Here is a 14,927-nt window from a genome sequence, read left to right as displayed (position 1 = left end):
TTTTTATTATGTACAAACGGCGAGGCGTTTGCTATAATATACAAAGATGATGAAGGAGGGATTTCAATGATAGATAAGACAATGGATAAGACAAAGAAGATGTTGATTAGCAGCTTCGCTATTTTAATTACAGTGAGCATGTGTATGATGTTTATACAGGCGCTTTTTATGAGTTATAAAAGTGAGGAAACCATCAGTGAAATGGGAGAGCTCTATATGTCGGAGACGAACTGGCAGCTTCAGCAGAAGTTTGAAATAGTTACAAACATCTGGCTGCAGGAGGGGGAAGGTATTATCGAAAGAACTCCGCCTGAAAATGCAGTGTACGGAGAGGAATTAAAAAGTGAGTTGATGTTAGGGGCGTATGTAAGAAATGTCGCTTCCATGGAGTTGTATGCAGACACAGGCGAGTATGAGGTGATATATGGAAAGCATGTTATCTGTGAAAACAGACTGGGGATTAATGGGCTTCTGGAAGAACAAGGAAGCTGGATCAGCGGTGGGGCAGATGAAGATGGAAACAAAATGTTTACTCTGGCGCTGGAAGTAGCATATCCCATGTCAGACGGAAAGAGAAGCACCATTATGACATTAAGCTATCCAATTGAGGTTCTGAAGAAATCTCTCGAACTGGATAATGAAGAAGGACTGGCGTATTCTTCGATTATCCGCAGGGATGGAAGCTATGTAATCTGCAGCAAGGATGCGATAGAAGAAAACTATTTTGAACGTCTTCAAATGCACAATGAAGAGACGAACAAAAAGAAGACAGAAGATTTTGTGAGCGAAATAAAAAGGGCAATGGGAAACAAAGAGGAATATACGGCGCAGATTAAAATGGATGGGGAACATAAGCATCTGTATTGTGCTCCTCTGGAAGGCTCTGACTGGTATCTGGTTTCTACTATGCCTTATGAAGTTTTGGAAAATACAATTCGTAACCTGGGAGATGCAAGACAATACTCTCTGGTCGGAATGGTAATCTTTATACTGACGGCACAATTCATTGTGTTTGCTATGTATTACCGGATGACCCAGGGACAGATGGAGAGTCTGCAAAAGCTCAAGGAGGAGGCTGAGAGAGCGAATAAGGCAAAGAGTGAATTCTTGTCCAATATGAGTCACGATATCCGTACACCGATGAATGGAATTATCGGTATGACAGCAATTGCATCGGCGAATATTCATGATACAGCAAAGGTACAGGATTGTCTGAAAAAGATTACACTTTCGGGCAGACATCTGCTTGGACTGATCAATGATGTTTTGGATATGTCTAAGATTGAGAGCGGAAGACTTTCTTTAAACATAGAGGTGATTTCGCTGCGCGAAACAATGGAATCTATTGTCAATATAGTACAGCCGCAGGTGAAAAGCAAAGGACAACATTTCGATATTTTTATCAAAAATATTGAGACAGAGATGGTATGCTGTGATGATGTGCGTCTGAATCAGGTGCTTCTCAACCTATTGTCAAATGCAATTAAATTTACTGATCAGGGCGGAAGAATCAATGTGTACCTATCGCAGGAGAAATCTCCGAAAGGTCCAGAATATGTAAGGTGTCTTTTTAGGGTAAAAGATAACGGTATTGGAATGACAGAGGAGTTCCAGAAAAAGATGTTTGAAACCTTCACTCGTGAGGACCGTGCGAGAAAAATAGAAGGAACAGGTCTGGGAATGTCGATTACCCGTTTCATCGTGGAGATGATGGGAGGAACAATAGAGGTTCAGAGCCGTCAGGGTGAGGGAAGTGAATTCCGGATTACTCTGGACTTGGAGCGTGCGGAGGAAAAACTTGGAGAAATGATACTTCCGCCATGGAACATATTAGTTATAGACAATAATGAAGATCAATGTGAAAGTGCAGTGACTGAACTGCGGGAAATCGGAATAAACGCAGACTGGGTGACAAGCGGCGAGACAGCGCTTCAGATGGTAGAACAACAGCTTGGACGGGAAGGCGAATATCAAGTGATACTTCTGGACTGGATGATGCCGGGAATGTGCGGACTTGAGACAGCGCGTCATCTTCGCAGTCTGGTGGGTGAGGAATTTCCGATTCTGATCATATCTGCGTATGACTGGAGTGACATTGAAGCAGAAGCGCGAGAGGTCGGAGCAGTTGGATTTATTTCTAAACCATTGTTTAAATCAAACCTGTATATGGAATTGAGCCGATTTATTGGAGGACATTCCGAAATAGAAAAGGAACTGGGGACAAAAGAGGTTCATTTTGAAAATAAACGTATTTTGCTTGCAGAAGATAATGAACTGAATATGGAGATCGCACAGGAAATCCTGTCAGATGTTGGCTTGGTGATGGAATGGGCAGAAAATGGGAAAATATGTACGGAAATGTTCTCAGATTCACCGGAGGGGTATTATGATGCAGTTCTGATGGACATCAGGATGCCGGTGATGGATGGTTATGAGGCATGCAGTATTATCCGTGCCATGAAACGGAAAGATGCCGGAATTCCGATTATTGCGATGACTGCCGATGCATTTTCAGAAGATATGCAGAGAAGTCAGCAGGCTGGAATGGATGAACATGTGGCGAAGCCAATTGATATTGATAAGTTATATCAGGTTCTGGGACGGTACATATCGTAGCCGGAGAACAGAAAGAACAAGAATATTTTGAAAGGAGAAGATGATATGGAAAAAACAGAGATGAGTGATTCCAAGCGAAAAATACTGATTGTAGATGATTCAGAGATGAATCGCTCTCTTTTGTGTGATATGCTGTCCGGAGAATATGAAATACTGGAAGCAGAGGATGGATTGGAGGCATCTGCCATTTTGCAGGGCAGAGAACAGGAAATTGCGCTGATGCTCCTTGATATTGTTATGCCAAAAATGGATGGCTTTGCTTTACTGACTGTTATGAATAAAAATGGCTGGATTAAAAGCGTGCCGGTTATTATTATTTCATCAGAAACTGTTCCGGCTTATGTGGACAGAGCCTATGACCTGGGAGTGCACGACTATATCAGCAGACCGTTTGACGAGCGTATTGTACAGCGGAGGGTAAGCAATACATTAATGTTGTTTGCCAAACAAAAGGAATTGGAACATATGGTGATAGAGCAGATTCAGAAGAGAGAAAATGACAATTCACTGATGATAGAGATTCTTTCCAATATTGTAGAATCACGTAACGGGGAATGTGGAATGCACATTCTTCATGTCCGGCTGCTGACAGAATTGTTTTTAAAAAAGCTTATAACAATGACGGACAAGTATTCTATTAGCAGAAAGGATATTCAGCTTATCTGTACTGCATCTTCACTCCATGATATAGGGAAGATCGCAATACCAACGAAAATCCTTAATAAGCCGGGGAGACTTACAGACGAAGAATTCGAGATCATGAAAACACATTCTATAGAAGGCGCGAAACTTCTGAAGGAAATACCGCGGTGGGAAGAAGAACCCTTGATCAAAATCGGATGTGAAGTTTGCCGCTGGCATCATGAACGGTATGATGGAAAAGGATATCCGGACAGACTTAAAGGGGACGAGATTCCAATTTCGGCCCAGGTTGTTGCGTTGGCGGATGTTTACAGTGCATTGCGTCAGGACCGTGTTTATAAAAAAGCGTTTAGTCATAAGAAAGCAGTGGAAATGATTATAGGGGGAGAATGCGGTGCATTCAATCCCGTTTTGCTGGAATGCCTGACAGCGGTTTCAGATACTCTGGAAAAAGAGGTAGGAGTACATTCTGAACAGACGGCTACCAGAATTGAGATTGTGGAGTCTATAGAGCAGCAGCTTGAAAAAGGCGATATTGCGGTATCTGACCGGACACTTCAGCTTCTGGAGAGAGAACGGATGAAGTATCGCTTTTTTGCAAATATTTCGCAAGAGATTCAGTTTGAATATACAAAAGTACCAGAGATGCTGACACTGTCAGAATGGAGTGCAGACTATCTGGAATCTCCTGAAGTGATCATGAATCCGAGAAACGATATATTCGGAAAAGAAATTTTTCGCGAAGAAGATTTTTCTGAGCTCTTGCAGGCATTTGAAGAACAGACTGAGGAAAATGGCAAATTTGAAAGAGATTATCTGCTCACGATTAATGGGAAAAAGCGTTGGAGCCGTGTGATAGCAAAGTCTATCTGGAGCGAGGAGGAGCCAAAGAAATTTGTAGGAGCAATTGGTAAGATTATAGATATCCAGAATGAGACAGAGAAGATCAATGATCTGAAAACGGACGCTGAGCGTGATTCACTGACAGGACTTTTGAACCACAAGACCGCCAGAGCGCGGATTTGTGAAAAACTTGCCAGAGATAGTGAATTAAAATATATTTTGATCGTGTTTGACCTGGATGGATTTAAACAGGCTAACGACCAATATGGGCACATGTTCGGCGATGAAGTGCTCAAGGAGGTGGCATCTACCCTGAAGGAGGGAACAAGAGGGAATGATCTTCTTGCCAGAGTCGGCGGTGACGAGTTTTTACTTTTTATGCCGTATAAGGATGAGAAAGAAATGCCGGTGAATCGAGTATTCTGTATGTTGGATAAAGATTATAAGGGTTTTCATATCAGTGTCAGTATGGGTGTTGCCAAGGCAAAAGACAGCGGCAGAGACTATGAATCTTTATTTCATATGGCAGATGTGGCAATGTATCGGGCAAAGAAGTCTGGAAAGCATGCTTATTATTTTTATGATGAATCAGATGAAACGATGAACTCGGTGTTAAATTCAGTAAAAGAGGACTAGTGCAGCAAATAATAAGCTTCGGATGTTTATCAGTTGTTGTATTAGGAACCAAAAAAATAGGAGGAGCAGAAAATGACAGTAAAAGAATGTTATGATGCAATGGAAGGGAATTATCAGGAAGTAGAAGCACGTCTGCGCACAGAAGAACGGATTAAGAAATTCTTGTGTAAGGTGCCGGAGGATAAGAGTTATGAGCTTTTGTGTAATTCTCTGGAACAGGGAAACATGGATGAGGCGTTTAGAGCGGCGCATACGATTAAGGGCGTATGCCAGAATCTCGCTTTGACAAAGCTGGGAAATTCCGCCCAGATACTTACAGATTATTTAAGGGATAGACGAGAGTACACTGCAGAGGTAGAAGAATTATTTGCCCAGGTGAAGAAGGATTATGAAAAGACGGTTGAATGTATCCGCAGTCTTTAAGCAGTCCGGCTTTTTGGCAGAACTATTGTTACTTTTCACACCTGTGGTGCTCAAAGCAACGAATCCGGTCTATTTAAAGTTGCCTTACGGCAAGAGACCGGATTCCAGCCCATTTTAAGTCGCCTTCGGCGAGGGGGTGGATATATCGCTGTCATCACTTCATTGGACGGACACCTTGCAGCGTAGTGCAAGATGCCGTGTGAACAGTAACAACGAACTATTACCAGATATGAAAAAAAATAAAAAAAGTATTGACTTTTTACAGGATAAATAGTATTATACCACTTGTGGCGTGTGAAACACAATACATATGCGGAAGTGTCGGAACTGGCAGACGAGCAAGACTAAGGATCTTGTGAGCAATGCGCTCGTGTGGGTTCAAGTCCCATCTTCCGCATTTATACATTAAAAGAGAAACTCTTGAGTATTCAGGAGTTTCTTTTTTTTGTCAAGCATGTGATAAAACAGTCCGGCGGACTGTTTTGAGTGTGCATGATATGTAATAAATCAATCTATTTTTGAACAAAAAACAATATTCATAAATTACATGGCAATAAATAGCTTGTATCTTTTGTATACAAAACGTATACTCAAATTAGATATTTTAGATAAAAATCAGGAGAGTAGAACTATGGCAGAGAATCAGAAAAGAAGAGGACAGGTTACAATTCCGACTGATCTGGATGTGATCGAAGAGACGAAAGAGCTGTTGGACCGTTGGGGAGCGGACGCTGTCCGGGATTGTGACGGAACAGATTATCCAGAGGAACTAAAGCAGATAGATGCTAAGGTATATGCAACTTATTATACGACCCGTAAAGACAATGAATGGGCGAAGGCGAATCTGGATGAAGTGCAGCAGATGTATATTATGACTGATTTTTATACTGCTGAGTCAGATATAGTATCGATTCACCTGATGGATCATCTTTATCCGGATATGCTGAAAGTGAATGACAGAGATGATATTTCACGGTGGTGGGAAGTAATCGACAGAACAACAGGGGAGGTAATTCCATATGGACAGTGGTCTTATGACACTGAGACAGGTAATGTGATTATCAGTTCTGCCAAAGCATTCCATGAATATACAGTCAGTTTCCTCGCTTACATTATGTGGGATCCGGTACATATGTATAATGCGGTGACCAATGACTGGAAGGGTGTGGAGAAGCAGATTACATTTGATGTGCGGCAGCCTAAGACAAGGGAATACTCTATGCAGCGTCTGAGAAACTATCTGGAGTCACATCCGTATGTAAATGTGATTCGGTACACAACATTTTTTCATCAGTTTACATTGATTTTTGATGAACTGGCAAGAGAAAAATATGTAGACTGGTATGGATACTCTGCTTCAGTCAGTCCGTATATTTTGGAACAGTTTGAGAGGGAAGCCGGATACCGTTTCCGGCCGGAATATATTATAGACCAGGGGTATATGAATAACACTTACCGTATTCCATCTAAAGAATTCCGGGATTTCCAGGCATTCCAGAGACGTGAAGTTGCAAAACTTGCAAAAGAAATGGTAGATATCACACATGAATATGGGAAAGAAGCAATGATGTTTCTTGGAGACCACTGGATTGGAACAGAACCATTTATGGATGAATTCAAGACAATCGGAGTAGACGCTGTTGTAGGAAGTGTGGGAAATGGTTCTACTTTGCGTCTGATTAGTGACATCAAAGGTGTAAAATACACAGAAGGACGTCTTTTGCCATATTTTTTCCCAGATGTATTTCATGAGGACGGAGATCCGGTCAAAGAGGCAAAATACAATTGGGTAACAGCGCGCCGTGCAATCCTTAGAAGTCCGATTGACCGTATCGGATATGGCGGATATCTGAAACTGGCGCTTCAGTTTCCTGAATTTATTGATTATGTAGAGAGTGTGTGTGACGAGTTCCGTCTGCTTTATGATAATATTAAAGGAACGACACCTTATTGTGTAAAAAAGGTTGCAGTTCTGAATAGCTGGGGAAAGATGCGCGCATGGGGGAACCACATGGTGCATCATGCATTGTATTATAAACAGAACTATTCTTACGCAGGAATTATTGAAGCGTTGAGCGGCGCTCCGTTTGATGTGAAGTTTATTAGCTTTGATGATATTCGTAAGAATAAAGCAGTTCTGGATGACATCAATGTAATCATCAATGTAGGTGATGCAGACACTGCATATACAGGCGGTGAGAACTGGACAGATCCGGCAATTGTGGAGACAGTTCGCAGATTCGTGCACAGAGGCGGCGGATTTATTGGTATTGGAGAGCCTTCAGGACACCAGTGGCAGGGAAGATACTTCCAGATGGCAAATGTGCTTGGTGTAGAGTATGAGAATGGATTTAATCTAAATAAAGATAAATATAACTGGGAAGAGCATAAGCATTTCATTACGGAAGACTGTAAAGGTGAGATTGACTTCGGCGAAGGGAAAAAATGTGTTTACGCACTTGAAGGTACAAAGATTCTTGTGCATAAAGACAAGGAAGTACAGCTTGCAGTTAACGAGTTCGGACAAGGAAGAAGTGTTTATATCAGCGGGCTTCCTTACAGTTTTGAAAACAGCAGACTGTTTTATCGTGCAGTGATTTGGGCGGCAGGGGATGAAGAGAATCTGCACAAATGGTTCAGCACGAACTACAATGTAGAAGTTCATGCTTATGTGAAGAATGGTAGATACTGTGTTGTAAATAACACGTATGAGCCGCAGGACACAACTGTATACAGAGGTGATGGGAGCAGCTTTGACATACATCTGGATTCTAATGAAATTCGCTGGTATGAAGTTTGAAGGACAAAAGAAAAGGAGATAATAAATGAAAGCGATAGAAGAAAGACTGAAAGAAGTCCTGGATGGATTTGAATTTGGGGGAAAACCGGTTCTTCAGGGCAGATATGGAAATGGTCATATTAACTTTACTTATCTGATACATGTGGATTTTAATGGAACAACAAAACGCATGATTCTGCAGCAGATGAATAAAGATATTTTCAAAAAGCCTGTAGAAGTTATGGAGAACATTCTGGGAGTCACTTCATATTTGGGCAGGAAAATTGCAGAGCGCGGCGGTAATCCGGAGCGAGAGACTTTGAATATTGCCTGTGCAAAAGACGGAAAACCTTATTTTGTGGATTCAGAGGGGGAATACTGGAGAGTTTATCATTTTATCGAAGGTGCAACCTGTTATGACCAGGTAGCAAGTGATGAGGATTTTTACCAGAGTGGATACGCATTTGGAAACTTCCAGTGCCTGCTTGCCGATTATCCGGCAGACACACTGCATGAGACGATCCCACAGTTCCATGATACTGTGAAACGTTTTGCGGATTTTAAGCGTGCAGTACAGGAAGATGTGATGGGAAGAGCTGCTTTGGTTCAGCGTGAAATCGAGTTTGCGCTGGCACGTGAAAAGGATACGGCTGTATTGGGAAATATGCTGGCAAAAGGTGAACTGCCGCTCCGTGTTACTCACAATGATACAAAGCTGAACAACATCATGATTGATGATGAGACGAGAAAGGGAATTTGTGTCATTGACCTGGATACGGTCATGCCGGGTCTTTCGGTTCATGATTTCGGAGATTCCATCCGCTTTGGCGCAAGTACTGCCACAGAGGATGAGAAGGATCTGGATAAGGTAAGCTGTAGTATGCATCTGCTGGACGTGTATAACAGCGGCTTCCAGAAAGGATGCCAGGGAAGGCTGACGGAGGCAGAGATTGAAATGCTTCCGATGGGTGCAAAGATGATGACATATGAGTGCGGAATCCGTTTTCTTGCAGATTACCTGGAAGGAGACCATTACTTCCAGATTCACCGTGAAGGACATAATCTGGATCGTGCCAGGACACAGTTTAAACTCGTTGCAGATATGGAAAAGAAATGGGATGAAATGCTCAGAATTGTCAGACAGTAGATTATAAAATAATATAGTATAATTAACGATTGAAAAAACGAATTTCTGGTTCCAATGTACAAGACTCATTTACATTGTGCAAAAGTTACCGAAAATTCGTTTTTTGTAATTTTGTGGTAATTATGTGATATAATCAGAGAATAAAGATGTGATATTAAAGAAATTGGATATAATAATGATACAATAAGGAGGTTGTTGCAATGCTTGAGAAAGTGGATTTGACGAAGAAGATGTCTAAGGAAGATTTTAAACAAAAGATGCCTGAGCTAGAGCGGAAAATTGGCAGACTGCAAAGGCAGTGCAGGGATTTAAATATTCCTGTTATGATTGTATTCGAGGGATTCGGTGCTGCTGGAAAGGGAGTTCAGATCGGCCGCCTGATTCAAAGTTTAGATCCCCGTGGATTCAAAGTGTTTGCAATTCAGAAGGAGACTGAGGAAGAGCAGATGCATCCCTTTTTATGGAGATTCTGGACTAAGACTCCTGCCCGCGGACGGATCAGTATTTATGATGGGAGTTGGTACCGCAAGGTGCTGATTGACCGGTTTGAGAAGCGGACAAAGAAAAAGGAACTTCCGAAAATATATCAATCCATCTGTTCATTTGAAAAGCAGCTTACAGATGATGGAAATGTGATTATTAAACTATTTCTGGATATTAGTAAGAAAGAGCAGAAAAGACGTTTTAAAAAGCTGCTGGAAAATAAGGAAACTGCATGGCGTGTGACAAAGGGAGACTTAAAGCGGAATCAAAAATATGAGACCTATCAGTCTTATATTGAAGATGTACTGCAGCAGACAGATACAGACTATGCATTATGGAACATAATTGAGGCAACTGATAAGAGGTTTGCAACTGTGAAAATCTACACAACTGTAATAAGAGCAATGGAAGAACAGGTAAAGCATGCTCTGAAAGAACAAGATTCAAAAGAGCTGAAAAGGGCAGAAACGGTTACACAGGAGAAGACTGAAAGTGTTGCGGATGTATCGAAAGCAGATGAAACGGCAAAGGATTTGCAGCAATCGGTGCTGGCGAAAGCAGATCTGACTTTGAGCTATACAAAGGAAGAGTATAAAGAGAAATTGAAAAAGCTGCAAGATAAGCTGGAACTTCTTCATGGGGAATTATACCGCAGACGGATTCCTGTTGTCCTTGGATTTGAGGGATGGGATGCTGGCGGCAAAGGAGGCGCTATCAAGCGCCTGACTGAAAAGATGGATCCCCGGGGGTATGTGGTAAATCCAACGGCTTCTCCAAATGATATCGAAAAAGCCCATCACTATCTGTGGCGATTTTGGAGAGCCATGCCGAAAGATGGACATATTGCAATTTTTGACCGCACCTGGTATGGACGTGTTATGGTTGAGCGGATCGAGGGCTTCTGTACGAAACGGGAATGGCAGCGTGCCTATAAAGAAATGAATGATATGGAGAAAGATCTGGCAGAGGCAGGAGCAATTGTCATTAAGTTCTGGATGCAGATCGACAAGGATGAGCAGGAACGGAGATTTAAGGCACGTCAGGAAGATAAAGAGAAGCAGTGGAAGATTACAGAAGAGGACTGGCGCAACAGAGAGAAATGGGAGCAGTATGAAGAGGCTGTCAATGAAATGCTGCTCCGGACATCTACAGAATACGCGCCATGGGTTGTCGTTGAAGGGAATAACAAGTATTATGCCAGAATTAAAGTGTTAGAAGCAGTTGTAGGAGCAATTGAAGAGCGGGTGAGGTTATGACGATCAGAGAGCAGTTGGAAGAGAGAGAACTGGAATATCTAAGTCCGTATGCGGCAAGAAGCAGGGAATCAAAAGGCAGAGAAAAAGAAGAGACAGAGTGTGATATCCGCCCGGTCTTCCAGCGTGACAGAGACAGAATTCTACATTGTAAGGCTTTCCGGCGTCTCCGGCAGAAGACACAGGTCTTTCTGCTGCCAGATGGAGATCATTACCGGACCCGCCTGACACATACTCTGGAAGTATCCCAGAATGCAAGAACGATAGCCAAGGCGCTCCGGCTGAATGAAGATTTGGCAGAGGCAATTGCTCTGGGACACGATCTCGGGCATACTCCCTTTGGTCATGCCGGAGAGCGGGCGCTGAATAAGGTGTATCATTTTGAACACAACGTGCAAAGTCTGCGTGTGGTGGAGTGTCTGGAGCGTCATGGCAGAGGGCTGAATCTGACATGGGAAGTGAGGGACGGTATTTTGAACCATAAGACAGCGGGGCATCCGGTAACACTTGAAGGATGTGTGGTCCGTTTATCAGATAAAATCGCTTATATCAATCATGATATTGATGATGCCACACGGGGAGGTATTTTGACAGAGGATGAGATTCCGAAGGAAATCCAGAGAGTGCTGGGAGCTTCGGGAAAAGAACGGCTGGATACGATGGTGCATGATGTAATTGTTAACAGTATGGAACGGCCGGAGATCCGAATGTCTGGAGAAGTTAGTCAGGCGATGATGGATCTGCGGAAGTTCATGTTCAAAAATGTGTACCTGAATCCGAAGGCAAAAGGAGAGGAGATGAAGGCGGTCCACCTTGTCAGACAGTTGTTTGAATATTACGCAGAGCACCCGGAGGGAATGCCGGAGAAGTATCAGAGTGCGATCCGTGCAGGGAAATGTGAGAAGGAGCAGATCGTATGTGACTTCATTGCAGGAATGACGGATCATTATGCTGTTATGAAGTACGGAGAAATCTTTGTGCCGCAGGCATGGAAAAATTAAAAAAATTTCAATATAATAAAGGAAATGACAAAGCTTTGTCGAATATATAATAATGTGGAGGTTATTATGTATTATTCGGATGAGTTGATTGAAGAAGTCAGAATGAAAAATGACATCGTGGATGTGATTTCCGGATATGTCCGTCTGCAGAAAAAGGGAAGTTCTTATTTCGGGCTTTGTCCGTTTCATAACGAAAAGTCACCATCCTTTTCTGTCAGCAGACAGAAGCAGATGTATTATTGCTTCGGCTGCGGCGCGGGAGGGAATATATTTACTTTTTTGATGGAATATGAGAACCTGACCTTTGTAGAGGCGGTGCAGATGCTCGCTGACCGGGCGGGAGTGGAACTTCCTAAGATGGAGTATTCCAAAGAGGCAAAGGAGAGAGCAGACCTGAAGTCTGTTCTTTTGGAAATCAATAAAGCAGCGGCACAATATTTTTATGTACAATTAAAAAATGAACAGGGCAGAGCCGGCTATACATATCTAAAGAACCGCGGATTGTCGGAGGAGACTATCAAGGCATTTGGTCTTGGATATTCTAATAAATATAGCAATGACTTGTATCAGTACTTAAAGTCTAAAGGATACAGTGAAGATCATATCCGTCAGGCAGGACTCGTCAGTACAGATGAAAAGAATGGTGTGTACGATAAATTCTGGAACAGAGTCATGTTTCCCATTATGGACGTGAACAGCCGTGTTATTGGATTCGGAGGCCGTGTGATGGGAGATGGGAAACCAAAATATTTGAATTCTCCAGAGACACCGGTCTTTGATAAAAGCCGGAATTTGTATGGGCTGAACAGGGCACGTTCTGCTAAAAAATCTTATTTCCTTCTTTGTGAGGGATATATGGATGTAATCGCATTGCATCAGGCGGGATTTACGAATGCAGTAGCATCTCTTGGTACAGCGCTGACATCTGGACATGCTTCTTTGATTAAGAGATACGTGCAGGAAGTATATCTTACTTATGACAGTGACGAGGCAGGAACAAGGGCGGCACTTCGCGGTGTCCCGATTTTGAAATCAGCGGGAATTTCTGCAAAAGTCATTCGGATGGATCCCTATAAGGATCCAGATGAGTTCATCAGGAATTTGGGAGCCGAAGAATTTGAGAAGCGGATTATGAATGCAAGAAATGGCTTTATGTTTAGTCTGGAGATTTTGGAACGTGAATACGATATGAATTCACCGGAAGGCAAGACAGCATTTTTCCGTGAAACTGCAAGGCGTCTGACTGGGTTTGAGGATGAACTGGAGCGCAGTAATTACATAGAGGCGGTAGCGAAAGCATATAAAGTCAGTGTTGAGAGCCTGCAGAAACTGGTAACTAAAACTGCCATTTCCGATGGGCTTGCCAAACCTGTAGAAAGACCAAAACAGGCGGCAAGTAAGCCTTTGAAGAAAGAAGACGCACATCTGACATCCCAGAAGATACTGCTTACGTGGATGATTGAAGACAAAAGGCTTTTCGGCGCGATCAGCCAGTATATCCGTCCGGAAGATTTTACAGAAGAGCTGTACAGAACAGTTGCAGAGATGCTGTATGAGCAGTATGCACAGGGAGAACTGAATCCGGCAAAGATCCTGAATTATTTTACAGAAGAAGGAAAGCACCGGGAGGCGGCATCTTTGTTTCATACAAGAATCAAGGAACTGACTACACAACAAGAAAAGGAGCAGGCGCTCAAAGAAACGATTCTTCGTGTTAAGAAGAACAGTATTGATGTGCAGACGAGAAATCTGGATCCAACGGATATGGCAGGACTGCAAAGGCTGATGGAAGAAAAAAAGAGGCTGACAGACCTTAAAAAACTGCATATTTCTATAGATTAAGGATAAAATAGAACAGGCTTGTCTATACTTGGGTATAGGCAGAGGAAGGAAGGACACATGGAAGATAACGCACAGAAATTTTTGGAAAGGCTGAGAGATCTGGTAGCACTGGGAAAGAAAAAGAAGAGCATACTGGAAATTCAGGAGATCAATGACTTTTTTCATGATATGGAGCTGAATCCTGAACAGATGGAAAAGGTATTTGAATATCTGGAATCAAATAATATTGATGTACTCCGTATCAGCGGGGAGGGAGATGCAGATCTTGACCTGGATGCAGACCTGGATATTGATGCGATGATTTCCGAAGAAGACGAGGTCGATGTAGAGAATATCGATTTGTCAGTTCCAGACGGTGTGAGCATTGAAGATCCGGTCCGTATGTATTTGAAAGAAATCGGTAAAGTTCCGCTCTTAAGTGCAGAACGTGAGATTGAACTGGCACAGCGTATGGAAGAAGGCGATGAGGATGCGAAAAAAGAACTTGCAGAGGCAAACTTACGTCTCGTTGTCAGTATAGCAAAGCGTTATGTAGGACGCGGCATGCTCTTTCTGGACCTGATTCAGGAAGGAAACCTTGGTCTGATCAAGGCAGTTGAAAAGTTTGATTACCATAAGGGATATAAGTTCAGTACCTATGCGACATGGTGGATTCGTCAGGCGATCACAAGAGCGATCGCAGATCAGGCGAGAACCATCCGTATTCCGGTGCATATGGTAGAGACGATCAATAAGCTGATCCGTGTGTCCAGGCAGTTATTGCAGGAATTAGGACGTGAACCCACGCCGGAGGAGATTGCAAAGGAGCTGGACATGCCTGTGGAACGTGTGCGCGAGATTCTGAAGATTTCTCAGGAACCGGTATCTCTGGAAACTCCGATCGGAGAGGAGGAGGACAGTCATTTGGGAGACTTTATTCAGGATGACAATGTACCGGTTCCGGCAGAAGCAGCAGCGCAGACATTATTAAAGGAACAGTTGGATGAAGTGTTGGATACACTGACAGAACGTGAGCAGAAGGTGCTCCGGCTCCGGTTTGGTATGAATGACGGACGTGCCAGAACACTGGAGGAAGTAGGGAAAGAATTTGACGTCACACGTGAGCGTATCCGTCAGATTGAGGCGAAGGCGCTGCGTAAGCTAAGACATCCGAGCCGCAGCAGAAAGCTTCGGGATTATCTGGATTAAGGCTGGCGAAAACGTGAGATTCAAAGATTAGAAAATGGACAGCAATTTGCAGGAGAAGGGAATTGCTGTCGGAA

The 14,927-nt window shown here is 42.9% G+C and carries 9 protein-coding genes and 1 tRNA gene; all 10 read left to right on the top strand.

Features of this window, described 5'->3' with window-relative positions; genetic code table 11:
• The first annotated feature begins 66 nt into the window (after positions 1-66).
• Positions 67-2,616 (top strand): response regulator, encoded by a 2,550-nt coding sequence (locus NFS18_RS11405; protein ID WP_251390207.1) that lies wholly within the window; start codon positions 67-69, stop codon positions 2,614-2,616.
• A gap of 45 nt (positions 2,617-2,661) precedes the next feature.
• The gene (locus NFS18_RS11400; protein ID WP_251390205.1) at positions 2,662-4,737 is read left to right on the top strand and encodes a bifunctional diguanylate cyclase/phosphohydrolase; all 2,076 of its coding nucleotides are present in this window, start codon (positions 2,662-2,664) and stop codon (positions 4,735-4,737) included.
• A gap of 72 nt (positions 4,738-4,809) precedes the next feature.
• Positions 4,810-5,160 (top strand): Hpt domain-containing protein, encoded by a 351-nt coding sequence (locus NFS18_RS11395; RefSeq protein WP_251390203.1) that lies wholly within the window; start codon positions 4,810-4,812, stop codon positions 5,158-5,160.
• A 312-nt stretch (positions 5,161-5,472) separates the two neighbouring features.
• Positions 5,473-5,557: transfer RNA gene (locus tag NFS18_RS11390), tRNA-Leu, on the top strand.
• 234 nt (positions 5,558-5,791) lie between these two features.
• Complete coding sequence (gnpA, locus tag NFS18_RS11385; RefSeq protein ID WP_251390201.1) at positions 5,792-7,960, top strand: 1,3-beta-galactosyl-N-acetylhexosamine phosphorylase; 2,169 nt, start codon at positions 5,792-5,794, stop codon at positions 7,958-7,960.
• Between the two features lie 25 nt (positions 7,961-7,985).
• Positions 7,986-9,086, top strand: coding sequence for a phosphotransferase enzyme family protein (locus NFS18_RS11380; RefSeq protein WP_251390199.1), 1,101 nt, complete (start codon positions 7,986-7,988; stop codon positions 9,084-9,086).
• Between the two features lie 200 nt (positions 9,087-9,286).
• On the top strand, positions 9,287-10,825 hold the full coding sequence (gene pap, locus NFS18_RS11375; RefSeq protein ID WP_251390197.1) for a polyphosphate:AMP phosphotransferase: 1,539 nt from the start codon (positions 9,287-9,289) through the stop codon (positions 10,823-10,825).
• Positions 10,822-11,823, top strand: a complete 1,002-nt coding sequence (locus NFS18_RS11370) for a deoxyguanosinetriphosphate triphosphohydrolase (protein WP_251390195.1) — start codon at positions 10,822-10,824, stop codon at positions 11,821-11,823. Before pap ends, NFS18_RS11370 begins: the two co-directional genes overlap by 4 nt.
• Positions 11,824-11,889: 66 nt before the next feature.
• Positions 11,890-13,665, top strand: coding sequence for a DNA primase (gene dnaG / locus NFS18_RS11365; protein WP_251390194.1), 1,776 nt, complete (start codon positions 11,890-11,892; stop codon positions 13,663-13,665).
• A gap of 57 nt (positions 13,666-13,722) precedes the next feature.
• On the top strand, positions 13,723-14,853 hold the full coding sequence (gene rpoD / locus NFS18_RS11360; protein ID WP_251390192.1) for an RNA polymerase sigma factor RpoD: 1,131 nt from the start codon (positions 13,723-13,725) through the stop codon (positions 14,851-14,853).
• The last annotated feature ends 74 nt before the right edge of the window (positions 14,854-14,927 follow it).

Origin of the sequence: Mediterraneibacter agrestimuris (assembly GCF_943193195.1) — a bacterium.
Lineage (GTDB): Bacteria > Bacillota > Clostridia > Lachnospirales > Lachnospiraceae > Schaedlerella > Schaedlerella agrestimuris.
The sequence above is the reverse complement of the archived record's forward strand: the minus strand, read 5'-3'. Positions and strand labels throughout refer to the sequence as shown.